This is a genomic window from Hydrogenophaga sp. (assembly GCF_051858985.1).
Classification (GTDB): domain Bacteria; phylum Pseudomonadota; class Gammaproteobacteria; order Burkholderiales; family Burkholderiaceae_C; genus Hydrogenophaga.
In genome coordinates this window covers 566,508-591,712 of sequence record NZ_JBHYGM010000003.1, presented here as the reverse complement: position 1 = coordinate 591,712, position 25,205 = coordinate 566,508, and the positions used below count along the sequence as shown (strand labels likewise).

Below are 25,205 nucleotides of genomic sequence, written 5' to 3'. Positions count from 1 at the left end.
CCCGCCGTCCGTTCAGATGGCCACCAGCTGCCGCACACCTTTCTCGGCCATCTCGCTGCCCGGCCCGGACGCAATGACTTCCCCGCGCTCCATCACCAGGTAGCGATCCGCCAGCGCCTCGGCAAAATCGTAGTACTGCTCCACCAGCACGATGGCCATGTTGCCGCGGTCGGCCAGCATCCGGATGACCTTGCCGATGTCCTTGATGATGTTGGGCTGGATGCCCTCGGTGGGTTCGTCCAGGATCAGCAGTTTCGGCCCGGCCGCGAGGGCACGCGCGATGGCAAGCTGTTGCTGCTGACCACCAGAAAGATCGCCACCGCGCCGTCCGAGCATCTGCTTGAGCACCGGGAACAATTCGTACAACTCGGCCGGAATCGGCGTGCCGCCCTTCTTGGTGGCCAGGCCCATCTGCAGGTTCTCGTGCACGGTGAGGCGGCCAAAGATCTCCCGCCCCTGCGGCACGAAACCCACGCCCTTGCGCGCCCGCTCATAGGGGGTGGCCGTCGCGATCGATTCGCCATCGAGCGTGATGCTGCCGCTCTTGATCGGCACCAGGCCCATGAGCGACTTGAGCAGCGTGGTCTTGCCCACGCCGTTGCGACCCAGCACCACGGTGACCTGGCCGAGCTCGGCGGTGAGGCTGACGTTGCGCAGGATGTGGCTGCCGCCGTAGTACTGGTTGATGTCCTTGACTTCGAGCATCACAAAACTCCATTCGGGCTGAGCTTGTCGAAGCCCTCGTGCCCAGGTTGTGGGGGGCCCTTCGACAAGCTCAGGGCGAACGGTGAGCTGCTAGCGTCCAAGGTACACCTCGATCACGCGCTCATCCGCCTGCACCTGGTCCAGCGTGCCCTCGGCCAGCACAGCGCCATCACAAAGCACCGTCACCTTCTCCGAAATCGTGCGGATGAAGCTCATGTCGTGCTCCACCACCATCAGCGAATGTTTGCCCTTGAGCGTGAGGAACAGTTGCGCCGTGCGCTCGGTTTCTTCATCGGTCATGCCCGCCACGGGTTCGTCGAGCAGCAGGAGCTTGGGGTCCTGCATGAGCAGCATGCCGATCTCCAGCCATTGCTTCTGCCCATGGCTGAGGTTGCCGGCCAGTCGCGCGGCGCTGTCGGCCAGGTGGATGGTCTGCAGCACTTCGCCCAGGCGGTCTTTCTCTTCGCCGGTGAGGCTGAACACCATGGAGCGCCGCACGCGCTTGTCGGTGGCCAGCGCGAGTTCAAGGTTCTCGAACACGCTGAGGTGCTCGAACACGGTCGGCTTCTGGAACTTGCGGCCAATGCCCATGGCAGCGATCTCCGCTTCGCGGTAGCGCAGCAGGTCGATGGTGCTGCCGAAGAAAACGTGACCCGAATCAGGTCGGGTCTTGCCGGTGATGATGTCCATCATCGTGGTCTTGCCCGCCCCGTTGGGACCGATGATGCAGCGCAGTTCACCGGGCGCGATGTCCAGCGAGAGGTTGTTGATGGCCTTGAAGCCATCGAAACTGACGTTCACGCCCTCCAGGTACAGGATGCGGCCGTGCGTCGTGTCCACTTCACCCGGCGTCACCAGGCGCGAGAAGCCTGCGGCACGGCCGCCCGATTCCGTGTGGCCGCCGGGTCCGGTCGCGCCCAGTTTCTCCAGGCGCTGCGCGCCCTCTTCCATCAGATCGGGCGTCATGCACGCTCTCCCTTGCCGCCACGGAGTTTCTTCACGAGCCCCACCACGCCTTGCGGCATGAAGAGCGTCACCACGATGAAAAGCGCCCCCAGGAAATACAGCCAGTACTCGGGGAAGCTCACCGTCAGCCAGCTCTTGGCGCCGTTGACGATGAAGGCGCCGATGATCGGGCCCACCAGCGTGGCGCGCCCGCCCACCGCCGCCCAGATGGCGATCTCGATGCTGTTGGCCGTGCTCATCTCGCCGGGGTTGATGATGCCCACCTGAGGCACATACAGCGCACCGGCCACGCCGCACATCACGGCCGAAATGGTCCAGATGGTGAGCTTGTAGGGCAGCGGGTTGTAGCCGCAGAACATGACCCGGCTCTCGGCGTCGCGCACCGCCTGCAGCACACGACCGAACTTGCTGTTGACCAGCCAGCGCGCAAACAGGAAGAAGCCCAGCAGCGTGAGGCCGGTCAGCACGAACAGCGTCATGCGCATGCCCGGCGTGGCCAGTGGCAGGCCGAGGATTCGCTTGAAGTCGGTGAAACCGTTGTTGCCGCCAAAGCCGGTCTCGTTGCGGAAGAACAGCAGCAACGCGGCGAACGTGAGCGCCTGCGTGATGATGGAGAAATACACGCCCTTGATGCGCGAACGGAAGGCGAAGTAGCCGAAGACGAACGCCACCAGGCCCGGCACCAGCACGATCAACAGCAGCGTGGCAATGAAGCTGTCGGAGAGCGCCCAGTGCCAGGGCAGTTCCTTCCAGTCCAGGAACACCATGAAGTCGGGCAGCTCGCTCTTGTAGTTGCCGTCGGTGCCGATCTGGCGCATGAGGTACATGCCCATCACGTAGCCACCGAGCGCGAAGAACAGGCCATGCCCCAGGCTCAGGATGCCCGTGTAGCCCCAGATCAAATCCATGGCGAGCGCGCAGATGGCGTAGCACATGATCTTGCCCAGCAGGCCAAGCATGTAGTCGCTCAGGTGGAAGGCGCTGCCGGCGGGCACGAACAGGTTGAGCAGCGGCGCGAGTGCGCACACCACCAGCAAGGCGACGACGAAGGCGCTCCAGCCGGCGCGGGTGAGCAGCGGGCCAGATGAAGGCAGCACCACAGGATTGACGGGGGTCGAGCTCATGCCTCCCTTCCTTTCATCGCAAAGATCCCCTGCGGCCGCTTCTGGATGAACACGATGATGAAGACCAGCACCGCGATCTTGGCCAGCACCGCACCGGCCCAGCCTTCGATGAACTTGTTGAGCATGCCCAGGCCCAGCGCGGCGTACACCGTGCCCGCGAGCTGCCCCACACCGCCCAGCACCACCACCATGAAGGAGTCGACGATGTAGTTCTGGCCCAGGTCGGGGCCCACGTTGCCGATCTGGCTCAGGGCGCAACCTGCCAGCCCTGCGATGCCCGAGCCCAGTGCGAACGCGTAGGTGTCGATGCGCGCGGTGTTCACCCCCATGCAGGACGCAATGGGCCGGTTCTGCGTGACGCCGCGAACGAACAGCCCCAGGCGCGTCTTGCCGATCAGCAGCGCCACGCCCAGCAGCACCGCGAGCGCGAAGCCGATGATGATGATGCGGTTCCAGGGCAGGTTGAGGTTGCCCAGCAGCGTGATGCCCCCGCTCATCCACGACGGGTTCTCCACGCCCACGTTCTGCGCGCCGAACAGGCTGCGCACGGCCTGCATCAGCACCAGGCTGATGCCCCACGTAGCGAGCAGTGTCTCCAGCGGCCGCCCGTAGAGGAAACGGATCACCGATCGCTCCATGGCCGCGCCCACGAGGCCAGAAGCCAGAAACGCCACCGGCATGGCCACCAGCAGGTACCAGTCGAAATACTCGGGCAGCGACTGGCGAAAGAAGGTCTGCACCAGCCAGGTGGCGTAGGCGCCGATCATGATCAGCTCGCCATGCGCCATGTTGATGACGCCCATGAGGCCGTAGGTGATGGCCAGGCCCAGCGCGGCCAGCAGCAGGATGGAGCCCAGGCTGATGCCGGTGAAGGCTTGGGCGAGCGCGCTGCCGATCGCCAGCGTGCGGTCGATGCCTTTGAGAGAAGCATCCAGCGCGGCCTTCACTTCGGCGCTGGTTTCCTTTTCCAGCTGCTGCAGCAACAGCGGCCGAACGATGGGTTGGCGGGCTTCGCCGAGTTTCTGCGCGGCCGCCAGGCGCTGCGCCGGGTCCTCGCTGGCGAGCAACACGGCCGCCTGCGCCAGCTCCAGGCTCTGGCGCGCACGCTCGTCCAGTTGACCCGCCAGGGCCTTCTCGATCAGCGGCAGCTGGCTCGAATCGGGTTCCTCAAAGGCCGTGCGCTGCAGCGTCCGCGCGGCTTCGCGCTGCCGCTCGGGCGGCGCGCCCACCAGTTCCATGCCGGCCAGCGCGGTTTCCATCGCGCTGCGCAGGCGGTTGTTGATCATGATGTCGCTGGCGTCTTCCGGCAGCGTGGCGAGCTTCTCACCGGTCACGGCATCCACGGCGCCGTCACCTTCCACCAGCAGCACGCGCTCGCCCTGCACGCGCACGGCTTCGGCCGCCATGGCCTTGATCAGGGCGGCAGCCTTCTCGTCCGGATCGGCGGCGAGACGATTCAGCGTATCGATGCGGGTGTCGGTGTCGCCATCGACCACCGCCAGCGCGTCGGCTGGGGTGAGCGCTTGGGCCGCGCCCAGCGACATCCACACGGCCAGCCCCAGCCCCAACATCCGGAGCCCATGAATCTTCATAACGTTCCCTAAAAACCAGACTCGGAGGCGCGCCAACACGCCACATCCAGGGGCAATGAGGGTCCGGCTCCGCCGGCCCAAGCTGCCGTCCCCCCTCCCAGCGCCGAAGGCGCGCCAGAGAGGGGGGAAGCCGCGTCAGCGGCGCAGGGGGGAGTTACTTCTTCTCCGGGACGTTCTTCTTGCCTTTGTTCTCGGCGATGTAATCGCTCCACGGATCGGCGACCACCGGGCCCGGCGTCTTCCACACCACGTTGAACTGGCCGTCGGCCTTGATCTCGCCGATGAACACCGGCTTGTGCAGGTGGTGGTTTTCCTTGTCCATGGTGCTGGTGAAGCCACCCGGTGCCTTGAAGGTCTGGCCGGCCATGGCGGCAATCACCTTGTCGGTGTCGGTCGACTTGGCCTTGGTCACGGCCTGCGCCCACATGTTGATGCCGATGTAGGTGGCTTCCATCGGGTCGTTGGTCAGGGGCTTGTCCTTGTGGCCGGCGATGTTCTTGGCCTTGGCGTAGTCGCTCCACTTCTTGACGAACTCGGTGTTGGCCGGGCTCTTAATGCTCATGAAGTAGTTCCAGGCGGCGAGGTGACCCACCAGCGGCTTGGTGTCCACGCCGCGCAGCTCTTCCTCACCCACGGAGAAGGCCACCACAGGCACATCCTTGGCAGACAGGCCGGCATTGCCCAGCTCTTTGTAGAACGGCACGTTGGAGTCGCCGTTGATGGTGGAGACCACGGCCGTCTTCTTGCCGGCGGACGCGAACTTCTTGATGTTGGCGATGATGGTCTGGTAATCGGAGTGACCAAAGGGGGTGTACTCCTCCATGATGTCGGCATCGGCCACACCCTTGCTCTTCAGGAAGGCGCGCAGGATCTTGTTGGTGGTGCGCGGGTACACGTAGTCGGTACCCAGGAGCACCCAGCGCTTGGCCGAGCCGCCGTCCTTGCTCATCAGGTATTCCACGGCGGGAATGGCCTGCTGGTTGGGCGCGGCACCGGTGTAGAACACGTTCTTGCTCAGCTCTTCGCCTTCGTACTGCACCGGATAGAACAGCAGGCCGTTGGCCTCTTCCACCACCGGCAGCACCGACTTGCGCGACACCGACGTCCAGCAGCCGAAGACCACCGCCACCTTGTCCTGCGTCAGCAGCTGCTTGGTCTTCTCGGCGAACAGCGGCCAGTTGGAGGCAGGGTCCACCACCACCGGCTCGAGCTTCTTGCCCAGCAGGCCACCCTTGGCGTTGATCTCGTCGATGGCCATCAGGGCCACGTCCTTGAGCACGGTCTCCGAAATGGCCATGGTGCCCGAGAGGCTGTGCAGCACGCCTACCTTGATGGTGCTCTGTGCGTGGGCCGGCAGGGCGGACAGGCCGCCCAGCGTGGCCACCATGGCAGCGGCCGAGAGGGTCTTGAGGGTGAAACGGCGGGTGTTTCGGGGGGTGTTCGACATGCGCTTCTCCAGTGTTCCTGTGGTCCCGTGAAGGGGGTGGGTGTTGGCGCCGCCGGCTGCCCTCTTCGGACGTGGCACAGCGGACAACTGGATGCTAGGGAGAGGCCCTGTTGGTGTATGTACGCCGGGTGGCGTACGCCGTGTGCTCAGCCTCCGTGCTGCGGCTGCAACAGAGGCACGCGGTTGATGGCCATGGCGGCAGCGGCGGTGCGCGTCTCCACACCTAGCTTGGCGTAGATGCGCTCCAGGTGCTTCTTCACGGTGGCGGGGCTGGCGCCCAGGATGTCGCCGATGTCGCGGTTGATCTTGCCCTTGACCACCCAGTACAGCACCTCGGCCTCGCGCGCGGTCAGGCCGAAGGAACCCGCCAGGCTGGAGAGCACGCTGGCGTCCGATGTCTCCTGCATCACGATGAGCCAGTCGCCGCCGGCTTCCGCGCCCTCCTCGCCCCCGTCCTGGTCGCCCACGCGCTGGTGCAGGCGGAAGGTGAGGCGCCTGGGGCCGTTCTCCAGCGTGAGGCGCGGTGGCTCGCGCTGGTCGAGCGCCTCGCCCAGGTGGCGGCGAAGCCATTGCAGTACGGCCGGCGGTGTGGTGGGCGCCTCGGTGCCACAGTAGTTGCGCAGCAGGTCGCGTGCCAGTGGCGTCTGCCACATCAGGCGGCCGTCGCGTTCGCGCACGGTGATGGTGGCGTAACCAAAGGCATCGAGCGCGTTGCGCGCCTGGCTGCGTTCCACCGCGCCCTGGCGCACGTGGCGCGCGGTGCGCAGGTGCACGCCCATGCGGGCCATCACCTCGCGCGGCTTGATGGGCTTGGTGACGTAGTCGGCACCCCCGGCGTCCAGCGCGGCGACCAGGTGTTCGGTGTCGGTGAGACCGGTCATGAAGATGATGGGAATGTGCGCCGTGGCCGGCTGCGCTTTCAGCTGGCGCGCCACTTCGAAGCCATCCAGTCCGGGCATCACCGCGTCGAGCAGCACCACGTCGGGCAGCGCTTGCGTGGCGCGACGGATGGCACTTTCGCCGTCGAGTGCCACCAGCACCGTGTAACCGGCCTCGTCCAGCGCGTCGTGCAGCGGCGCCACGTTGTCGGGCACGTCGTCCACGATCAGCACCACCAGCGAATCGGTGAGCTGCAGCGGCGCGGGCGCGAAACCCGCGGACGTGGCGTGGGGTTCAACCGGGTGCGGCATAGTGCTGAAGCAATTGCTGTTCGATGGTTTCGAAACGGAACTCGCGCGCCAGCGTGCGCAGGCTTTGCGCGAACGCCGCCTGCTCGGGGCGTCGCAGCACCCATTCATCGAGCCACTGCACGATGCCTTTGTAGTAGCCCAGGCGAACCAGTTCGAGCAGGGGTTCGAGCTCGGCGCGGCTGGCGGGCGCGGCAACCAGCTGGGTTTCCACAGGTGAATCCGGCAAGGCCTCCGAGATCCACGCCAGCGACAACCGCTGGCCCAGCCAGTGCAGCAGATCGTCGCGCCGCACCGGTTTGACGAAGAAGTCCTGTGGCTTGTGTCCGAGGTCGTTGTCGAGCCCCTTGTCGAACGCGTTGGCCGACACGATGGCCAGCGGCACCTCGCCCCAGCCACGCGCGCGCAGCCTGCGCAGGGTTTCCCAGCCGTCGATGCCCGGCATGGCCAGGTCCATGAAGATGGCGTGCGGCGCACCGGGCGCGCCGGGTTCAAGGCCGTCGAGCAGCGCCAGCGCATCGAGCCCGCTGGTGGCGAGCATCACGTCAAAGCCCAAGGGTGCCAGCCAACGCGAGAGCAGCTCGCGGTCGGCCTCTTCGTTGTCGACCACCAGCACGCGCCGCCGATCGCCGCTGTAGCCGGCAAATTGCGCCACCGCCTGCGGGCCGGGCAGCACCACGCCGTGCAGCTCGGGCAGGAACAGGCGCACCGTGAACACCGTGCCCTGCCCGGGTGTGCTGCGCACCGTCATCTCGCCGCCCATGAGGTCAGTCAGCATCTTCGCGATGGTCAGGCCAAGGCCGGTGCCGGGGCTCCCGGTGACCGAGCCCACGGCATCACCCTGACCACGCGCAAAAGGTTCGAAGACGCGCTCCAGGTCTTGCGCGCTCATGCCCGGCCCGGTGTCGTGCACCTCGAACTGCGCCATCTCGCGCGCGTGCGTCACGCGCAGGCGCACCTGCCCTGCGCGGGTGAACTTCACCGCGTTGCCCAGCAGGTTGATGAGGATCTGGCGCAGGCGCTTTTCATCGGCGCGCACCGCGTCGGGCAGGCGAGCGCCTGCTTCAAACACGAAGCGCAAGCCCTTGGCAGCGGCCTGCAGTTCGAACATGCTGGCGACTTCCTGCATGACGCCGGCAAATGCCATGGGCCGCACGTCCAGTGCAAGCTTGCCGGACTCGATGCGCGCGATGTCCAGCGTGCCTTCGATGAGCGAGAGCAGATGCTCGCCACCCCGGTGGATGACGCGGATGGCCTGCGCGCGGTGCGGCGCCATGCCGGTGTCTTCCTGCAGCAGCTGCGCGTAGCCCAGGATGCTGTTGAGCGGCGTGCGCAACTCATGGCTGATGGTGGAGATGTATCGCGTCTTGGCCTGGTTGGCCTGCTCGGCCGCGTGACGCGCCTGCTGCAGGGCCTCGTCGGTGCGCTGGTGCGATTCGATTTCCTGCATCAGCAGGCGCGTCTGCCGGTTCGACTCTTCCTGCGCCACCTCGCGGCTCTTGTGCGCCAGCACCAGCCACCAGGCCACCGTCGCCGCGATCAGCAGCAGCACCGCGTACACGCGCACGAAGCCCGAACGCAAGGCCGCGTCGAGCAGCGACACATTGGCCGCCACGCCCAGCCCCTGGCTCAGTCCCTCCACCTCCTGCCGGTAGAGCAGGCCCAGCACCGCCGCGAGCACCGGCGCGATCACCATCATGAGCAGCAGGTAGTGCGCCAGGCCCGCCTCCAGGTACGGCCAGACGCTGCGCGGCATCACGTGCCGCAGCGCACCGATCCATTGCTCCGACAGGCGCGCGTGCGGCTTGCAAAGATCACCGCAGCGCGCATCCAGCGTGCAGCACAGCGAGCAGATGTGGCCTTGATACGCAGGGCAATGCGCCATGTCGGGCGCTTCGTATTCCCGTTCACAGATGACGCACCGCTGCACGGTGTACCGTGGCAGTGATCCCTCCGCACAACTTCCGCACCCTTTCGCGGCGGCTCGAGCGATGTAGTACCGGCCTTTGGTCAGCCACGCAATCGCTGGTGCCGCGATCAGCGCCGTGGCCATCGCGATCACCGCAGAGAACGCCTCTGCCCCCGGACCCAGCAGACCCATGTGTGCCACGATGGACAGGGCCGAGGCCAGGCCCATCGCACCCACGCCCACCGGGTTGATGTCGTAGAGGTAGGCCCGCTTGAACTCGATGCCCTTGGGCGACCAGCCCAGCGGCTTGTTGATGACCAGGTCGGCCACCACCGCCATGATCCAGGCGATGGCGATGTTGGAGTACAGCCCCAGCACTTCCCCGAGCGCCTGGAACACGTTCATCTCCATGAGCATGAAGGCAATCAGCGTGTTGAACACCACCCACACCACGCGCCCCGGATGGCTGTGGGTGATGCGTGAGAAGAAGTTGCTCCAGGCCAGCGAGCCCGCGTAGGCGTTGGTCACGTTGATCTTCAGTTGCGAGACCACCACGAACAGCGCCGTGGCCGCCACCGCCCAGCCGTAGTCGGAGAACACGAATTCGTAGGCCGCCAGGTACATCTGGTTGGGATCCACCGCGCGTTCGGGCGGCACCATGTGGCTGATGGCCAGGTAGGCGAGCAAGGCGCCTCCCAGCATCTTGATGACACCGAGCACCACCCAGCCGGGCCCCCCGGCCAGCACCCCGAGCCACCAGCGCAGGGACTTGCCGGGCTCCTTGGCGGGCATGAAGCGAAGGTAATCGGCCTGCTCACCCATCTGCGTGATGAGCGCAATGCCCACCGTGAGGGCTGCACCAAACAGGTGCCAGTCGAACACCGCACCCGCACCAGATTCGCCGCCATAGCGCACCACATTGGTGAATGCTTCGGGGGCCATGACGGCCACAGCGACGAAGGGCACCACCATCATCACCAGCCACAGCGGCTGGGTCCAGACCTGGAAACGGCTGATGACGGAGACACCGTGGGTCACCAGCGGAATCACCACCAGCGCGCAGATGAGGTAGCCCCAGGCCGGCGGAATGTCGAGCGCGAGCTCGAGCGCGTAGGCCATGACGGCCGCCTCGAGCGCGAAGAAGATGAAGGTGAACGACGCGTAGATGAGCGAGGTGATCGTCGAGCCGATGTAGCCGAAGCCTGCGCCCCGGGTGAGCAGGTCCATGTCGATGCCATGGCGCGCGGCGTAGATGCTGATGGGCAGGCCGGCCAGGAAGATGATGAGGCCGGTGCACAGGATGGCCAGTGCCGCGTTGACAAAGCCGTACTGAACGAGCAAGGTGGCTCCCACGGCTTCGAGAATCAGGAACGACGCCGCCCCGAACGCGGTGTTGGCCACCCGCCATTCCGACCACTTGCGAAAGCGCTGCGGCGTGTAACGCAGCGCGTAGTCCTCCATGGTCTCGCTGCCGACCCAGCTGTTGTAGTCGCGACGCACCTTGATGATGCGTTGCGGCGCGGCTGGCTCGGCCGGGTCGGTCGCAAGGGAGTCGGGCAAGGCGTTGTTCACACCGGGTTTGTGCAGCTTTCATGCCACGCGCCGGGCCAGGGCATGGGAATTGCTGATCAGCCTTTCAAACAGGACCGCAGAGCAAGCGCACCACCATGGAACTCACGCCCCGGGAAAAAGACAAGCTGTTGATCTTCACCGCCGCCCTGCTCGCCGAAAGGCGCAAGGCGCGCGGACTCAAGCTCAACCACCCCGAAGCCATCGCCCTCATCACCGCGGCGGTGATGGAAGGCGCACGCGATGGCAAGAACGTCGCCCAGCTCATGAGCGAAGGGCGCAACGTGCTGACCCGCGCCGACGTGATGGAAGGCATCGCCGAAATGATTCCCGACATCCAGGTGGAAGCGACCTTTCCCGACGGCACGAAACTCGTGACCGTGCACCAACCGATTCCATGAAGCAGCCCGCCATGACACACCGACACCTCATCGCCATCACCCTCGCCGCCCTGTCGTTTTCGGCTGCCGCCCACGTGGGCGACGCCCACGACCACGGCGGCCTGCTCATGGGCTTCCTGCACCCCATCACCGGGCTGGACCACCTGGCCGCCATGCTGGCCGTGGGCGTGTGGAGCGCCATGACCACGCGCCGCCTGTGGGTCGCGCCCGTGTCGTTCGCGTCACTCCTGCTCGCGGGAGCGCTCATGGCGCAGGCCGGCGTCGCTTTCCCGGCCATCGAACCCATGATCGCCGCCTCCATGCTGGTGGTGGGACTGCTTCTGGCGGCTCAGGTAAAGCTGCCCGAGGCGGCCGGCGCGGTGCTGGTGGGCGCTTTCGCGCTGTTCCACGGCGCGGCGCATGGACAGGAGCTGGCGGATGGTGCTGCGCTGGCCGGCATGGTGCTGGGCACCGCCTTGTTGCATGCCGTTGGCATCGGGCTGGGTCTGGGCATGAAGCGCGCCAGCCAGTGGCTGCCGCGCGTGGTGGGTGCCATCGTGGCCCTGATGGGGCTGAACATGGCCTGGGGCCTGCTGACCAGCTGATGCAAGGACACCGCATGATCCCCGGCGAACTCTTCACCGACGCGGGCGAACACACGCTCAATCCCGGCCGTCGCACGCTCACCCTGGTGGTGAAGAACACGGCCGACCGGCCCATCCAGGTCGGCTCGCACTACCACTTTGCCGAGACCAACGGTGCGCTGGAATTCGACCGCGACGCAGCGCGCGGCATGCGCCTGAACATCGCCAGCGGCACCGCCGTGCGCTTCGAGCCCGGCCAGCAACGCACCGTGGAACTGGTGGACTACGCCGGCTCGCGCACCGTGTTCGGCTTTCGCGGCCTCACGCAGGGCGCGCTGGGCTGACGGGCATCGCCCGTCCGATCAGTAGGAGATCGTGGTGCGGGTCACCACTGGCTGACCCGGCGAAGCCAACACGAAGAAGCCCGGGAGCCCACTGGTGCCGAAGCGCGAGGCGGGGTTGCGCACGAAGACCGAGTCCGTCAGGTTCATGAAGCCGGACAGCCCCACGAAGAACACCGCGCTGCCCCCCTCGATGGCCGTGTTGTCGCTGACCACGCTGCCATTGATGGACAGGGTGTAGGTGCCGCCATCGTTGTAGATGGCACCGCCGCTGCCCCCACCCGGCGTACCCGGCTGCGCAGGGTTGGCGCCGTTGCCCACGGCCGTGTTGTGGGTGAACAGGCTGTTGTAGATGCTGTACGACACCCCGATGCTGCCGAGCCCACCGCCGTTGGAGCAACTGTTGCCCAGTCCCGCACTGCCGCCGAAGGTGCTCTGCACGACATAGACGGGCCGGTCCTGGTACATGTCGAGCACGCGAACGGCGCCGCCGCTCACGTCAGGCCCGGTGGGATCGCATCGGTTGTTGGTGAAGACGCTGTTGACGATCTTGAACTGGCCGCCGCGCACGAAGATGGCGCCGCCACCTCCGCCTTCGGCCGTTTCACCGGTGGAGTTGCCGTTGGCAAAGCGCATGTTCTGCACCGTGAGGCGAGGCGTCTCCTGGTCGTTGCAGTTCGGCGTGGTCCAGACCTGGGCCGGGTCACAGGTGTTCTGGTAGAGGATGCGACGCGAGCCACCCCCACTGAGCGTGACCAGACCCTGGCCGTCCAGGGTCACATCCGGGCGGTTGTTGAACACCTTGGCCGTGGCACCCAGGGTGATGGTCACCGGATCGGGGCCGCAGTTGAAACGGATCTTGCCGCCCTGCGCCACCGCACTGATGACCGCCTGCCCGGTGCAACTGGCTGGCGTGCCGGTGCCCACCACCTGGTCGGGCTGGCTGGTGTCCACAGGCTGCCCGGCTGCGGGGACGGCGACCTGGCCGCCCGATGTGCCAGGCGTTCCAGGGGCACCGGGTGTTACAACCGTTCCCCCGCCTCCGCCTCCACCCCCGCCGCTGCCACCACCTCCGCCTCCTCCCGAGCCCCCCGTGCCGCCCGCGGTGTCTCCACCACCACCACCACATGCCGCCAGGGCCGCGAGTGCAAGAACAAGGGCGCTGGTGCGCAGGGAAACAGGCAAGGAAATGGCGGAATCACGCATGGGTTCGGTCGGGGTGTGAAGGGATGGTTCAGGCGTCGCATCGGGCTGTCGATGGACGAAGGGGCTGGCACGATCTGTGCTGAATCTGATCGATCGACTGTAGGCCAAGTCAGCGCCGACAACCGTTAGGCATTGATGCAACGTGCAACCTTGTGTGTATGCCATTTACACGCCGAACCACGCCGCAACGCATGCCGACCACCTCGCAGGGCAAAGATTCATGAGCACCATTTCCCGCAACGCCTATGCCGACATGTTCGGCCCCACCGTCGGTGACCGCCTCCGGCTGGCCGACACCGGGCTGATGATCGAGATCGAGAAGGACTACACGCTCGCGGCAGGGGGCTACGGCGAAGAGGTCAAGTTCGGCGGTGGCAAGACCATCCGCGATGGCATGGCGCAATCGCAGCGAACCCGCGCCGAAGGCACCGTGGACACGGTGATGACCAACGCAGTGATCATCGACCACTGGGGCATCGTCAAGGCCGACATCGGTCTGAAGGGCGGGCGCATCGTGGCCATCGGCAAGGCCGGCAACCCCGACACCATGCCCGGCGTGGACATCGTCATCGGTCCGGGCACCGAGGTCATCAGTTGCGAAGGTCACATCGTCACGGCCGGCGGCATCGACAGCCACATCCACTTCATCTGCCCACAGCAGGTGGACGAAGCGCTGACGTCGGGCATCACCACCATGCTCGGCGGCGGCACCGGCCCCGCCACCGGCACCTTCGCCACCACCTGCACACCGGGCCCCTGGCACATCGAACGCATGTTGCAGGCCGCCGACGGCCTGCCGATGAACCTCGGCTTTCTCGGCAAGGGCAACGCCAGCCTGCCGGCCGCGCTCCACGAACAGATCAACGCGGGTGTGATCGGGCTGAAGCTGCACGAAGACTGGGGCACCACGCCGGCGGCCATCGACAACTGCCTGAGCGTGGCCGAGGCGGCGGATGTGCAGGTCGCCATCCACAGCGACACGCTCAATGAATCGGGTTTTGTGGAAAACACCATCGCTGCCACCAAGGGCCGCAGCCTGTGCGCCTTCCACACCGAAGGCGCCGGCGGCGGCCACGCGCCGGACATCCTCCGGGTGGTGGGCGAGGCGAACTTCCTGCCCTCCTCCACCAACCCCACCATGCCTTACACGGTGAACACGCTGGACGAGCACGTGGACATGCTGATGGTGTGCCACCACCTGGATGCGGGCATTGCCGAGGACCTGGCATTCGCCGAAAGCCGCATCCGCCGCGAGACGATTGCGGCCGAGGACATCCTGCACGACATGGGCGCCATCAGCATGATGAGCAGCGACAGCCAGGCCATGGGGCGGGTCGGCGAGGTGATCATCCGCACCTGGCAGGCGGCCGACAAGATGAAGAGCCAGCGCGGCACGCTGAGCGAAGACAGTTCACGCAACGACAACTTCCGAGTCAAGCGTTACATCGCCAAATACACCATCAATCCGGCCATCGCCCACGGCATCTCGCATGTGGTCGGCTCGCTCGAAGTGGGCAAGTGGGCCGACCTGGTGGTGTGGAAACCCGCCTTCTTCGGCGTCAAGCCCACGATCGTTCTCAAGGGCGGCAGCATCGCGCTGGCGGCCATGGGCGACCCGAACGCGTCCATTCCCACACCGCAGCCCGTGCACTACCGGCCCATGTTCGGCAGCTACGGTGGTGCCATGGCCAGAAGCAGCCTCACCTTTGTCTCGCAGGCAGGCCTGGCCGCGGGTGTGGGCGAGCGCTTCGGTCTGCACAAGCCGCTGGTGGCTGTGCAGCATTGCCGCGGGGTGACCAAGGCTCACATGGTCCACAACAGCCTGCTGCCGCGGATGGAGATCGACCCGCAGACCTATGCGGTGCGCGCCGATGGCCAGTTGCTCACCTGCGAACCCGCCAGCGTCCTGCCCATGGCGCAGCGGTATTTCCTGTTCTGAATCCATCGATGTTGCAAGTCTCCAAATTGATTCCCCAAGGCAAGGGCCTGGCGCCCAGCCTGGTGCAGCGCGCCGCCCAGCTCGTGCTCGACTGGGACGTGCGCCAGAAGAGCCGCTTTGACGCCACCGCATCCGACGAGCGCCATGTCGGCGTGTTTCTGCCCCGTGGCACCGTGGTGCGCGGCGGCGACGTGCTGCTCACCCAGGACGGTTCGTTGCTGCGCGTGGTGGCCGCGCCGCAGCCCGTGCTGCGCATCACCGCGTGCCCGGACCATCCTGCCCAGGACCAGGCCTTCGACCTGATGCGTGCTGCGTACCACCTGGGCAACCGGCATGTGCCGATCGAACTGCGGCCGGACCATCTCAAGATCGAGCCCGACCACGTGCTGGCCGACATGCTGCGGGCCATGCACCTCGATGTGGTCGAGGTGCGCGAGCCGTTCGAGCCCGAGGCTGGCGCGTACGGCGCACAGGGCTCCGCGCATGGCACCGGGCACACCCTCGGTCACGCGCACGACCACGGTCACGCCCACCACAAGCACGGGCATGACCACGCCTGAAGCGCAGGCCCCGGTTCGCTCGGCTGCGGGTCTGCTGCAGATCCTGTGGCTGGCTTCGCCCGCGTTGCCGGTGGGTGGATTCTCGTATTCGGAAGGGCTCGAAGCCGCGGTGGACGCCGGACTCGTGTCAGACGAAGCGAGCGCCGCGAACTGGCTCACCGATCAATTGCACCTGGGTCTTGCGCGCGCCGATCTGGCGGTCGTGGCGCAGGCGATTGCGGCCTGGCGTGGCGGCGACCTTGAGCGCATCGGCACGCTCAACCGCTGGGTGCTGCACACCCGTGAAACGCTGGAGTTCCGCCTGCAAAGCGAGCAGATGGGGCGCTCCCTGCTGGAGTGGGCGCGACAGCTCGGCGATCTGGGCGAGGGCGTGTTCGAACAGCTGCAGGCGGCTCGCCTGGACCCGCCCACCTACCCCGTGACATGCGCCTGCGCTGCGGCGCGCACCGACGCGAGCGTGCGCGACAGCCTGCTTGGCTACGCCTTCGGCTGGACAGAAAACATGGTGCAGGCCGCCATCAAATCCGTTCCACTGGGCCAGAGCGCCGGCCAGCGCATGCTGGCGCGCCTGGCCCGGCAGATTCCCGATGCGGTGGACCATGCCATGGCCCTGACCGACGACCGCCGCCAGGCCTTCACACCCCTGCTGGCCATTCTTTCCGCGCGACACGAAACGCAGTACTCTCGACTGTTCCGCTCGTGACAACGACAAGGAGACATCCATGAACGCCCTGCACCACATTCCCCACCGCACCAAAAGTCTGCCGCCGCTGCGCGTGGGCATCGGGGGCCCGGTCGGCTCGGGCAAGACCACGCTGCTGGAAATGCTGTGCAAGGCGATGCGCGAGCGTTACGACCTGGTCGCCATCACCAACGACATCTACACCAAGGAAGACCAGCGCCTGCTGACGGTGAGCGGCGCGTTGCCGGCCGAGCGCATCATGGGCGTGGAAACCGGCGGCTGCCCGCACACCGCCATTCGCGAAGACGCCTCGATCAACCTCGAAGCCATCGACCGCATGCTTGAACAGTTCCCCGACGCCGACGTGGTGTTCATCGAATCCGGCGGCGACAACCTGGCCGCCACCTTCAGCCCCGAACTCTCCGACCTCACCATCTATGTAATCGACGTCGCGGCGGGCGAGAAGATTCCACGCAAGGGCGGACCGGGGATCACCAAAAGCGATCTCTTCGTCATCAACAAGACCGACCTGGCGCCGCACGTCGGCGCCGACCTGGACGTGATGAAGGCCGACACCGCCCGCATGCGCCCGGACAGCGCGCGACGCCCCTGGGTGATGACCAACCTCAAGACGCGCTCGGGCGTGGAGGAAGTGGTGAAATTCATCGAGACGCGCGGCATGCTTCGCGAGGCCGAACCCGCACTCGCCTGAATCGCGCAGGCTAGAATCGCGGCCATTGCTTTCGCACCCGGAGACGTGGGTGAGTGGTTTAAACCAGCAGTCTTGAAAACTGCCGACGGGCAACCGTCCGTGAGTTCGAATCTCACCGTCTCCGCCACTCTCAGACCGATCTTTTTCCCGAGCGCATCGGGTCTATCGTTCGTAATCGCGGATGAACGCCGCAAGCGTGTGGGCCACCGTTGTGTGACCCGAAGAACCCCAATGCGTGTCGTTGGGCAGGTACACATCCTGCACACCTGCCTCAATCACTCTTTTCAGCGAATCGTCCAGCCGAGGAAACAGGTCCGGATAACTCTCCGCGATGGTCGCTAACGAACTCAGGCCGTTGATTCTTCTATCGGCAATCCAGGGACTGTAGGCGGTCAATTTGTCTGGAGCAATCAAAAGAATCAGTTTCGTGCGACCCGGCCCCTCGATCTGTCGCCAGAGGGTGTCGATCCTGCAACGCAGATCGTTCTGCGAAACGGGATCCCACTGGGCGATCTTCTGCAAATCTCCCTTGTAAATCAGAGTGGTATCGGAGAGCGCATTCGTGAAAAGATCCGGACGAGCCAGCTTCACAGTCAGCGCGTTCGTTCTTTCAATATTCCAATGGGAACGCATGGCGCCCAGATACAGATGGGTGGCACCTAGCGACGGCTTCACATCTCGCAGGTCCGGCCAATCGGTCGGACGCTTCGCGAGTTGAGATGCGGAACCAGCGGCCGTCTTCTGCACTTCGCCTGCCTTTTCCAACTGCGGCCGCGCCACGGACGTCGCGGCAAGTTCGGGCAGGCAATCAGCGGCGCCACGCATCTGGTTGGGAAAGTTCCTTTCGACAAAGCTCACGATGAGGTATCTGGGGGGATGCTGCTGGAACACCTGCTTTGCCAGGACATCCCGCAGGGGATTCTTTCCGACGTCCAGCGTCACCAGGGACATGCCAGTTGAAGCCACCAAATGGTTCTGCCACTGAGCCAGCGGACGCGAGAGCGAGAAGGAATCGCCAACCACCACCACATCGTGCGGATGCTCGTAAGTGCCCTGCGTGTAGAGAGGTCGCACAAACAGGGCCTGCTCGCCATTCCATCCGAAATCCTTCTCCGCGTACGATCCGATGCGGGTCAGATCGCCCTCCAGAGGCTGCATCCTGACCCCGATCGCGAAGAAAAACAACACGGCCAAGCCCGTCAGGATCAAGGTCCCGAGGACGTAGCCGCGGTCCGACTCAGAACTGGAAATAGAGAAACTCACTGACTTTATCCATCTGGGTCAAGGCGACGATCAAGGTGATGGAAGTGGCGATCGACCACACCCAAGTCGGTTTCCAGCGCAAACGACCATCGGACGCGACCTCTCCCAGGGCAGGCTCGTGATCCACCATGATCTGCTGAGAATTGGGGAAACTCCAGATCAGCCATGCACATGCAAGCAGCGAAAAAAGCATGGACAGGGAGACCAACTCGGCATGGGTGTAAGCGGGCAGGGCTCCGAAAAGGGCCAGCACCGTCGGCAGGATGCCTGGCTCCAGCTGGCTGTAAACAGGTAGCGTGCCCCACTGAGCATTTGCCGGGGCGAAGCCATGCAACCCGACCATTGACTGTGTCATAGACACTGCGGCGCCCAGATTGTCCGCCCTGAAAAATACCCACCCAACGACGACGGCCAGAAAGGTCAGGACGGTACTGAACAGCTTCCAGTGCCATCGCGGTGCGGATGCATCGTGTCCCGCTCGCCGCCAGAAGCCGCGCCACGCATGATTCACCATCAGGTAGAAGCCATGCAAGGCACCCCACACCACGAAAGTCCATCCTGCTCCGTGCCAAAGGCCCCCAATGACCATCGTGAGAAAGAGATTCACATAGCGCCTTGTCTTTCCGTGCCTGTTGCCGCCCAGATAGATGTAGAGGTAGTCGCGCAAGAAGCGCGACAACGTCATGTGCCACCGTCTCCAGAAGTCGATGATGCTGGTTGCTTTGTAAGGTGAATTGAAGTTGATGGGCAACCGGATGCCGAACATCCGGGACAGTCCGATGGCCATGTCGGAGTACGCGGAAAAATCGAAATAGAGTTGAAAGGTGTACGCGAAGGCACCTCCCCATGCTTCAAAGAAATTCAGGCTCTGACCTGCCGCCGCAGCTGCAAACGCTGGGCTCGCATAGGGAGCGATACCGTCGGCGATCACCACCTTCTTGAACAGACCTATGGCGAATATCGCGATGCCTTGGGCGAAACATCGCCACCTCGGTTCATAAGCTTTGGCATCGGCGAACTGCGGCATCATCTCCCTGTGATGCAGGATGGGGCCGGCGATCAGATGAGGGAAATAGGTGACGAACAAGCCGTAGTGAACGGGATTGACCTCACGAACCTGGCCTCGGTAGGCATCGACCAGAAAGGCGATCTGCGTGAACGTGTAAAAGGAAATGCCGATTGGAAGCGCGATCTTCTCGATCTGCCAATCCGCACCGGCAACGAGGGCTGCGCTGTCGAGAAAAAAGTTGGCGTACTTGAAATAGCCCAACGCGCAGAGATTGCCGATCACGCCCACCCGGATCAGCGTCGAAGCCCGACGCCTGGCCCCCTGCGACACCGACGTCGCCAGACTCGTGCCGATCACATAGTTGAACGTGATGGAGGTCAGCAGCAGCGCAACGTATCGGGCGTCCCACATGCCATAGAACACCACCGAGCTCCCGAACAACCAGGCGGCGGCGGCCAGCTTGTTGAGACGGCCGGCCACAAAATACCCGCACAGCACAATGGGCAGGTAGACCAGCAAGAAGGCGTATGAGTTGAAGAGCACGGTATCGGCGAGGCTTTGACGGCGTCAGCGAGCCTTCTTTCGCAGGCCCGTGGCAGTCTATCCGAAACGTTTCGCCGAGCGATTCCAAAAAAGCGCTGCGCTGAGCCGATCCTCGCACATGAAAAACGGGCCCCTAGAGCCCGTCATTCATGGATCGAAAGAACTGCATACATCAAGCCACTGGACGGCCTCCTGGCCGAGAACTTGCGCCGGCGAAAGCCAGGTACTGTGTGCGAACACCGCACACGCACCCGACCATGCCGGGCCGACTCACTTCGACGCAACCTGGTTGGCCTGCAGGCCTGCCGTGCGGATCTGCTCGGCCTGTGCCGGCGTCGCAAACTTCATTTCTTCACCGATCGACAGCAGGCCCAGACGGCGGGCTTCGGCGGTCTCGGCGGACACCTGTGCGCGGGTCTTGCCCATGGCTTCGGTCTTCTGCACCGGGGTGATCTCGCCGTTGGCGATCAGGCCAGCGTTGCGGGCGGCAATGGCCTGGCCGCGGACGTCGGCGTGGCTGGCTTGCGAGGTGAAGGAGAACACTTCGTTGCCCTGGATGGGGCCTTCGGCAAAGGAAGCGCCGGCGGCAACGGTCAGGGCGATGGGGAGAAGGATGCGGGTAGAGAGTTTCATGATGGTTCCTTGTGAGAGGGTGGTTGGATCGGGGTTTCGTGCCGCTTTGTGTTCGGCACAGGAGAGACTGTAGAAACCGGGTCTGTCGTTTTCCGAACGGGAGAATTACCAATTCGTAATCCAGAAAAACCGGGCCATCCCCGACAATTCAGGCTCGTGCGGCGCCCTCGCGGGTACCGATCCATCCACTCCCCAGAGGCCCGAACATGCGCGTGCTGGTCATCGAAGACGAATCCAAGCTGGCGGACTACGTCAAGCGCGGTCTGTCCGAGGCCGGCTACACCGTGGACGTGGCGCGCGACGGCATTGAGGGCCGCTACCTCGCGCTGGAGGGCGATTACCAGCTGCTGGTGCTCGACATCATGCTGCCCGGCATTGACGGCTTCGGTGTCCTGGCTGCGCTGCGTGAAAAGCGCAACACGCCGGTGTTGATGCTCACAGCGCGCGACCGGGTGGAGGACCGCGTGCAGGGCCTGCAGGCGGGTGCCGACGATTACCTCGTCAAACCTTTTGCGTTCTCTGAACTGCTCGCGCGCGTCGCTGCGCTGTTGCGTCGGGGCCCTTCTTCCACGGAGGCAGCCGCCAACACCAGGATGGCGGTGAGCGATCTGGAGATGGACCTGCTCAGCCGAAAGGCCTGGCGCTCGGGCCAGCGGCTGGATCTCACCGCCAAGGAATTCGCGCTGCTGGCGCTGCTCGCGCGTCGCAAGGGACAGATCCTTTCGCGCACCACCATTGCCGAGCAGGTGTGGGACATGAATTTCGACTCCGACACCAACGTGGTGGAGGTGGCCGTGCGCCGGCTGCGATCGAAGATGGACGACCCCTTCAAACCCAAGCTGCTTCACAACGTGCGTGGCATGGGCTACGTGCTGGAGGAACGGGCATGAGCGCAGTGGAAACGCTGGACACGGTGCCCGCAACACCAACCGAACCGACGCCGTGCGCCTATTCCATCGGCCGGCGCCTTTCGCTGTTGCTGGCCATTCAGACCGTGATCGGGCTGGGTGTGTTGCTGGCCATCATCTACGGCGCCACCACGATGCTGTTCGTGGCCAAGCACGAGGAAGAGCTGCGCAGCTACACGGCCGTGCTGGTCGACGTGGTGCGCGATGCCGAGGCGCAGGGCGGTGAAGCGGAGGTCAAGGCCAAGCTGGCCTGGCTGGCCGAGCGGCGGCCGGGCACGTTCGTGCAGATGCACCGTGCCGATGGCAGCGAGCTCTATCGCGACGCCGCACCCACCTTCGATGTGACCGCGCCGGCCTCCAGACCCATGGACTTCACCGTGCCGGTGACAGGCGGAACCGCGCTGGTGGGCAAGGTGGTGCTGGATTGCTCACAGGACGCCAAGACGGCGCGGCGCATGGCCTTGCTGCTGATCGGCTCGGTGCTCGCCGGCGCGGCCCTGGTCGGATGGGGCACTTTCTGGCGGGTTCGCTGCAGCCTGCGGCCCTTGCTCGATCTGGCCGGGCAGACCAAAGCCATCGACGCGCGTCGCCTGGGCCAGCGCCTTTCCCTGGCCGAGCCGGTGGAAGAGTTGCAGCCCCTGATCGACCAGTTCAACGGACTCATGACCCGCGTGGAGCGCACCTATGTGCAGCTTGAAGGCTTCAACGCGGACGTGGCGCACGAGTTGCGCACACCGCTGGCCAACCTGATCGGCCAGACCGAAGTGGCGCTCAGCCGCGAACGCAGTGCGGCCGACCTGGAGGAAACGCTTCATTCCAACCTGGAAGAACTGCACCGCATGGCCGCCATCGTGAACGACATGCTGTTCCTCGCGCAGGCCGACCGCGGCATCAAGGCGCGGCGGGGCAAACCGGTGAGCCTGGCGCAACTGGTGGAACAAGTGGTGGAATTCCACGAGGCCCCGCTGGAGGAAAAACAGCTGAGCGTGGCGGTCCAGGGCGATGCCGAGGTTTCACTGGATGAGCCATTGGTCAAGCGTGCGCTCTCCAACTTGCTGGGCAACGCCATTCGTTACGCGGACAACGGCACGAAGCTGGGCGTGCTCATCGTGAGGGAATCGGGTGATTCAGTGCGACTGTGGGTGGAGAACGTGGGACCGGCCATCGAGCCCGAGCACCTGCCCCGCCTGTTCGACCGCTTCTTCCGCGCCGACACGTCGCGCTGCGAACTGGAGAAACCACACCACGGGCTGGGCCTGTCCATCGTCGCGGCCATCGCGCGCATGCACGATGGATTCCCCGCCGCCGAGTCGAGCGGCGGCACTACCCGGGTGGGCTTCAGCGTCCAGACCCGCTAGGGCAGGAACAGCGCCTGCAGGTCGCTGAGGAAGTCGAAGCCACGCTCCGTCGGCCTCACGCGGCCGGCACTGCGCTCGATCAGGCCTTTGTCCAGCGCCTGCTTGAGTGCGGGTTCGATGCTGGAGAGCGGCAACCCCGTGCGCTCCATGAAACGCTGCAGCTCGAAGCCTTCCCGCAGCCGCAGCGCATTGAGCATGAACTCGAACGGCAGCTCCGAGCGCTTGACCTCTTCGGCACTGGCCACCGCATCGCCCGCCAGTGCGCGCTCCATGTACAGGCGCGGCTCGCGCACGCGCACGGGCCGGGCCACGCGATGGGCGAAACTGAGTTTGCCGTGGGCACCTGCGCCAATGCCCAGGTAGTCGCCGAACTGCCAGTAGTTCAGGTTGTGCGCGCACTGGTGTCCTTCGCGCGCGTAGGCCGACACCTCGTAGCGCTGCAGGCCGGACTCCGCGGTGAGTTCGGTGATGCGGTCCAGCATGGCCCAGGCTTCGTCCTCCGGTGGCAGCGCCGGCGGGTACTTGGCAAAGTAGGTATTCGGTTCCAGCGTGAGGTGGTAGACCGAGAGGTGTGGCGGTGAAAACGCCAGCGCGGTGCGCACGTCCGTCTCCAGGTCGGCGAGCGTCTGGCCCGGCAGCGCGTACATCAGGTCGAGGTTGAAGGTGTCGAACGCGCAAGACGCCTCCTCCACCGCCGCCAACGCCTGCGCGCGGTCGTGCACACGGCCCAGTGCCTTCAGGTGCGCATCGTTGAAGCTCTGCACGCCGATCGACAGGCGCGTGACACCGGCCTGGCGGAATGCGCGGAAACGGTCTCTCTCGAACGTGCCGGGATTGGCTTCCAGCGTGATCTCCGCGTCGACGCCCAGCCGCAATCGGGCTCGCACATCGGCCAGCAGGCGATCGATCGCCTCGGGGGAAAACAGGCTGGGAGTGCCGCCACCAATGAACACGCTGTGCACCGTGCGGCCCCAGATCAACGGCAGCGAGGCTTCCAGATCGGCGCGCAAGGCGTCGAGGTAACGCTGCTCCGGCATGCCCTCGCCTTCTGCGGCGGTGGCGCTCCACTCGTGCGAGTTGAAGTCGCAATACGGGCACTTCTTCAGGCACCAGGGCAAGTGGATGTAGAGCGAGAGCGGTGGCAGGCTCTGCAGTTGCAGCGTGCCTGGGCGCATCCAGTGGCGAACATCGTTCACTTGGTTCATGGCTTGGCGACCGGCGCAAACCATTGTTCGCGCATCAGTTCCAGCATGCGTTGTGCCGCGCGCCCCCGGTGGCTGTGGGCGTTCTTCACCTCGGTGGGCAACTGGGCGAAGGTCTTGCCGAAGGCAGGGATGAACATCACCGGATCGAAGCCAAAACCGCCATCGCCCACCGGTTCCCGAGTGATGAGCCCCGGCGCGCGGCCCGTGGCCACCAGCGGCTCGGGGTCGTCCGCGCTGCGAAGCGCGACCAGCGTACTCACCAGGGCTGCACGGCGATCAGACACGTCGGACATCTGCTCCAGCAAGGCACGCACGTTGTGATCATCGCCCTTGGGGTAGCCGAACTGCGTTGCGTAGTAGGCCGTGTCCACACCCGGCAGGCCGCCGAACGCTTCCACGCACAGACCCGCGTCGTCTGCGAGCGCGGGCAGCCCGCTCAGGCGCGAAGCATGCCGGGCCTTGGCGAGCGCATTTTCCACAAAGGTGCGGTGCGGCTCCGGTGCCTCTGGAATGTCCAGATCCGCCTGACGCACCAGTTGCACACCCAAGGCAGAAAACAGCGCCTGCAGCTCCGCGAGCTTGCCCGCGTTCTTCGACGCCAGAACCAGTTTCATGCCGCCTTCAAGCCCAGGCTGTCGCGCTGCAGTTGCACCAACTCCCCAATGCCCTTCTCCGCCAGCGCCAGCAGCGCGTCCATTTCCTTGCGGGTGAAAGCCACACCCTCGGCGGTGCCCTGCACCTCGACAAAATGGCCGGCTCCGGTCATCACCACGTTCATGTCGGTATCGCAGGTGGAGTCTTCCACGTACTCCAGGTCGAGCAAGGGCGTGCCCTGCAGGATGCCGACGGAGATCGCCGCCACGTGGTCCTTGATGGGAGAGGTGGCGATCTTGCCGCTGGCCATCAAGGTGGATATCGCATCGTGTGCGGCCACGAAGGCGCCGGTGATGCTGGCGGTGCGGGTGCCACCATCAGCCTGGATCACATCGCAGTCCAGCGAAATGGTGCGCTCACCCAATGCCTTCAGATCAAACACCGCGCGCATGGAACGGCCAATGAGCCGCTGGATTTCCTGCGTGCGTCCGCTTTGCTTGCCTTTGGCCGCCTCGCGGTCGCTGCGCGTGTGCGTGGCGCGCGGCAGCATGCCGTATTCGGCCGTGACCCAGCCTTCGCCGCTGCCGCGCTTGTGCGGCGGCACGCGCTCCTCCACCGAGGCGGTGCACAGCACGCGCGTGTGGCCGAACTCGATCAGCACCGACCCTTCGGCATGCATCGTGTACTGGCGTGTGATGCGCACAGGGCGCAAGGCATCAGCGGCCCGTTGGCCGGGTCGAATCAATTCGCTCATTCTTGAACCTTCGTGCAGCGCGCTGCGGTGCGAGC

Annotated in this window: 23 protein-coding genes and 1 tRNA gene; 10 read left to right on the top strand and 14 right to left on the bottom strand. The window is 65.2% G+C overall.

Annotated elements, in window-relative coordinates; translation table 11 throughout:
* Positions 1-12: 12 nt before the first annotated feature.
* The 7 genes from urtE to ACTIEY_RS15200 all read right to left on the bottom strand — a co-directional run bounded on the left by urtE (position 13) and on the right by ACTIEY_RS15200 (position 10,490).
* Entirely contained in the window at positions 13-705 is a 693-nt protein-coding gene (urtE, locus tag ACTIEY_RS15230; RefSeq protein ID WP_439519971.1) for an urea ABC transporter ATP-binding subunit UrtE, read from the bottom strand.
* Positions 706-795: 90 nt separating this feature from the next.
* Positions 796-1,671: an urea ABC transporter ATP-binding protein UrtD gene (urtD, locus tag ACTIEY_RS15225; protein WP_439519970.1), complete on the bottom strand. Its 876-nt coding sequence runs from the start codon at positions 1,669-1,671 to the stop codon at positions 796-798.
* Positions 1,668-2,795 carry an urea ABC transporter permease subunit UrtC gene (gene urtC / locus ACTIEY_RS15220; RefSeq protein ID WP_439519969.1) on the bottom strand — a complete coding sequence of 376 codons (1,128 nt, stop codon included), beginning with the start codon at positions 2,793-2,795 and terminating at the stop codon, positions 1,668-1,670. The genes urtD and urtC overlap by 4 nt, the downstream gene beginning before the upstream one ends.
* Positions 2,792-4,366 (bottom strand): urea ABC transporter permease subunit UrtB, encoded by a 1,575-nt coding sequence (urtB, locus tag ACTIEY_RS15215; RefSeq protein WP_439520303.1) that lies wholly within the window; start codon positions 4,364-4,366, stop codon positions 2,792-2,794. The genes urtC and urtB overlap by 4 nt, the downstream gene beginning before the upstream one ends.
* Before the next feature lie 175 nt (positions 4,367-4,541).
* Positions 4,542-5,834 (bottom strand): urea ABC transporter substrate-binding protein, encoded by a 1,293-nt coding sequence (urtA, locus tag ACTIEY_RS15210; protein ID WP_439519968.1) that lies wholly within the window; start codon positions 5,832-5,834, stop codon positions 4,542-4,544.
* A 146-nt stretch (positions 5,835-5,980) separates the two neighbouring features.
* Positions 5,981-7,024, bottom strand: coding sequence for a response regulator (locus tag ACTIEY_RS15205; RefSeq protein WP_439519967.1), 1,044 nt, complete (start codon positions 7,022-7,024; stop codon positions 5,981-5,983).
* On the bottom strand, positions 7,008-10,490 hold the full coding sequence (locus ACTIEY_RS15200; protein ID WP_439519966.1) for a hybrid sensor histidine kinase/response regulator: 3,483 nt from the start codon (positions 10,488-10,490) through the stop codon (positions 7,008-7,010). The genes ACTIEY_RS15205 and ACTIEY_RS15200 overlap by 17 nt, the downstream gene beginning before the upstream one ends.
* A gap of 107 nt (positions 10,491-10,597) precedes the next feature.
* Between ACTIEY_RS15200 and ACTIEY_RS15195 the strand changes: the two genes are divergently transcribed.
* From ACTIEY_RS15195 to ACTIEY_RS15185, 3 genes are read left to right on the top strand one after another with little or no spacing between them, the layout of a single operon-like run.
* Positions 10,598-10,900, top strand: coding sequence for an urease subunit gamma (locus tag ACTIEY_RS15195; RefSeq protein ID WP_439519965.1), 303 nt, complete (start codon positions 10,598-10,600; stop codon positions 10,898-10,900).
* Between the two features lie 11 nt (positions 10,901-10,911).
* Complete coding sequence (locus tag ACTIEY_RS15190) at positions 10,912-11,484, top strand: HupE/UreJ family protein (protein ID WP_439519964.1); 573 nt, start codon at positions 10,912-10,914, stop codon at positions 11,482-11,484.
* Positions 11,485-11,498: 14 nt separating this feature from the next.
* A complete protein-coding gene (locus ACTIEY_RS15185; RefSeq protein WP_439519963.1) occupies positions 11,499-11,807 on the top strand; it encodes an urease subunit beta in 309 nt (102 codons plus the stop codon).
* Between the two features lie 18 nt (positions 11,808-11,825).
* Here ACTIEY_RS15185 and ACTIEY_RS15180 read toward each other — a convergent pair whose 3' ends face one another.
* Positions 11,826-12,758, bottom strand: a complete 933-nt coding sequence (locus ACTIEY_RS15180; RefSeq protein ID WP_439519962.1) for a hypothetical protein — start codon at positions 12,756-12,758, stop codon at positions 11,826-11,828.
* 472 nt (positions 12,759-13,230) lie between these two features.
* Between ACTIEY_RS15180 and ureC the strand changes: the two genes are divergently transcribed.
* The 5 genes from ureC (at position 13,231) to ACTIEY_RS15155 (ending at position 17,030) form a co-directional block, all read left to right on the top strand.
* Complete coding sequence (gene ureC, locus ACTIEY_RS15175) at positions 13,231-14,949, top strand: urease subunit alpha (protein WP_439519961.1); 1,719 nt, start codon at positions 13,231-13,233, stop codon at positions 14,947-14,949.
* 8 nt (positions 14,950-14,957) lie between these two features.
* Positions 14,958-15,509 (top strand): urease accessory protein UreE, encoded by a 552-nt coding sequence (ureE, locus tag ACTIEY_RS15170; protein WP_439519960.1) that lies wholly within the window; start codon positions 14,958-14,960, stop codon positions 15,507-15,509.
* Complete coding sequence (locus ACTIEY_RS15165) at positions 15,496-16,212, top strand: urease accessory protein UreF (protein ID WP_439519959.1); 717 nt, start codon at positions 15,496-15,498, stop codon at positions 16,210-16,212. The genes ureE and ACTIEY_RS15165 overlap by 14 nt, the downstream gene beginning before the upstream one ends.
* A 19-nt stretch (positions 16,213-16,231) precedes the next feature.
* Positions 16,232-16,903 (top strand): urease accessory protein UreG, encoded by a 672-nt coding sequence (gene ureG / locus ACTIEY_RS15160; protein ID WP_439519958.1) that lies wholly within the window; start codon positions 16,232-16,234, stop codon positions 16,901-16,903.
* A 39-nt stretch (positions 16,904-16,942) separates the two neighbouring features.
* Positions 16,943-17,030, top strand: a tRNA-Ser gene (locus tag ACTIEY_RS15155).
* 35 nt (positions 17,031-17,065) lie between these two features.
* Here ACTIEY_RS15155 and ACTIEY_RS15150 read toward each other — a convergent pair.
* From ACTIEY_RS15150 to ACTIEY_RS15140, 3 genes are all read right to left on the bottom strand, one after another.
* On the bottom strand, positions 17,066-18,166 hold the full coding sequence (locus ACTIEY_RS15150; protein WP_439519957.1) for a hypothetical protein: 1,101 nt from the start codon (positions 18,164-18,166) through the stop codon (positions 17,066-17,068).
* On the bottom strand, positions 18,141-19,694 hold the full coding sequence (locus ACTIEY_RS15145; RefSeq protein ID WP_439519956.1) for an MBOAT family O-acyltransferase: 1,554 nt from the start codon (positions 19,692-19,694) through the stop codon (positions 18,141-18,143). The genes ACTIEY_RS15150 and ACTIEY_RS15145 overlap by 26 nt, the downstream gene beginning before the upstream one ends.
* A 294-nt stretch (positions 19,695-19,988) precedes the next feature.
* Entirely contained in the window at positions 19,989-20,351 is a 363-nt protein-coding gene (locus tag ACTIEY_RS15140; RefSeq protein ID WP_439519955.1) for a DUF4148 domain-containing protein, read from the bottom strand.
* A gap of 206 nt (positions 20,352-20,557) precedes the next feature.
* Between ACTIEY_RS15140 and ACTIEY_RS15135 the strand changes: the two genes are divergently transcribed.
* Positions 20,558-21,241, top strand: a complete 684-nt coding sequence (locus ACTIEY_RS15135) for a heavy metal response regulator transcription factor (protein WP_439519954.1) — start codon at positions 20,558-20,560, stop codon at positions 21,239-21,241.
* Entirely contained in the window at positions 21,238-22,617 is a 1,380-nt protein-coding gene (locus ACTIEY_RS15130) for a heavy metal sensor histidine kinase (RefSeq protein WP_439519953.1), read from the top strand. The genes ACTIEY_RS15135 and ACTIEY_RS15130 overlap by 4 nt, the downstream gene beginning before the upstream one ends.
* Here the strand turns inward: ACTIEY_RS15130 and hemW are convergent.
* From hemW to rph, 3 genes are read right to left on the bottom strand one after another with little or no spacing between them, the layout of a single operon-like run.
* Positions 22,614-23,822 (bottom strand): radical SAM family heme chaperone HemW, encoded by a 1,209-nt coding sequence (gene hemW / locus ACTIEY_RS15125; RefSeq protein ID WP_439519952.1) that lies wholly within the window; start codon positions 23,820-23,822, stop codon positions 22,614-22,616. The genes ACTIEY_RS15130 and hemW overlap by 4 nt on opposite strands.
* Entirely contained in the window at positions 23,819-24,436 is a 618-nt protein-coding gene (rdgB, locus tag ACTIEY_RS15120; RefSeq protein WP_439519951.1) for an RdgB/HAM1 family non-canonical purine NTP pyrophosphatase, read from the bottom strand. Before rdgB ends, hemW begins: the two co-directional genes overlap by 4 nt.
* Positions 24,433-25,170 carry a ribonuclease PH gene (gene rph / locus ACTIEY_RS15115; protein ID WP_439519950.1) on the bottom strand — a complete coding sequence of 246 codons (738 nt, stop codon included), beginning with the start codon at positions 25,168-25,170 and terminating at the stop codon, positions 24,433-24,435. Before rph ends, rdgB begins: the two co-directional genes overlap by 4 nt.
* Positions 25,171-25,205: the final 35 nt, after the last annotated feature.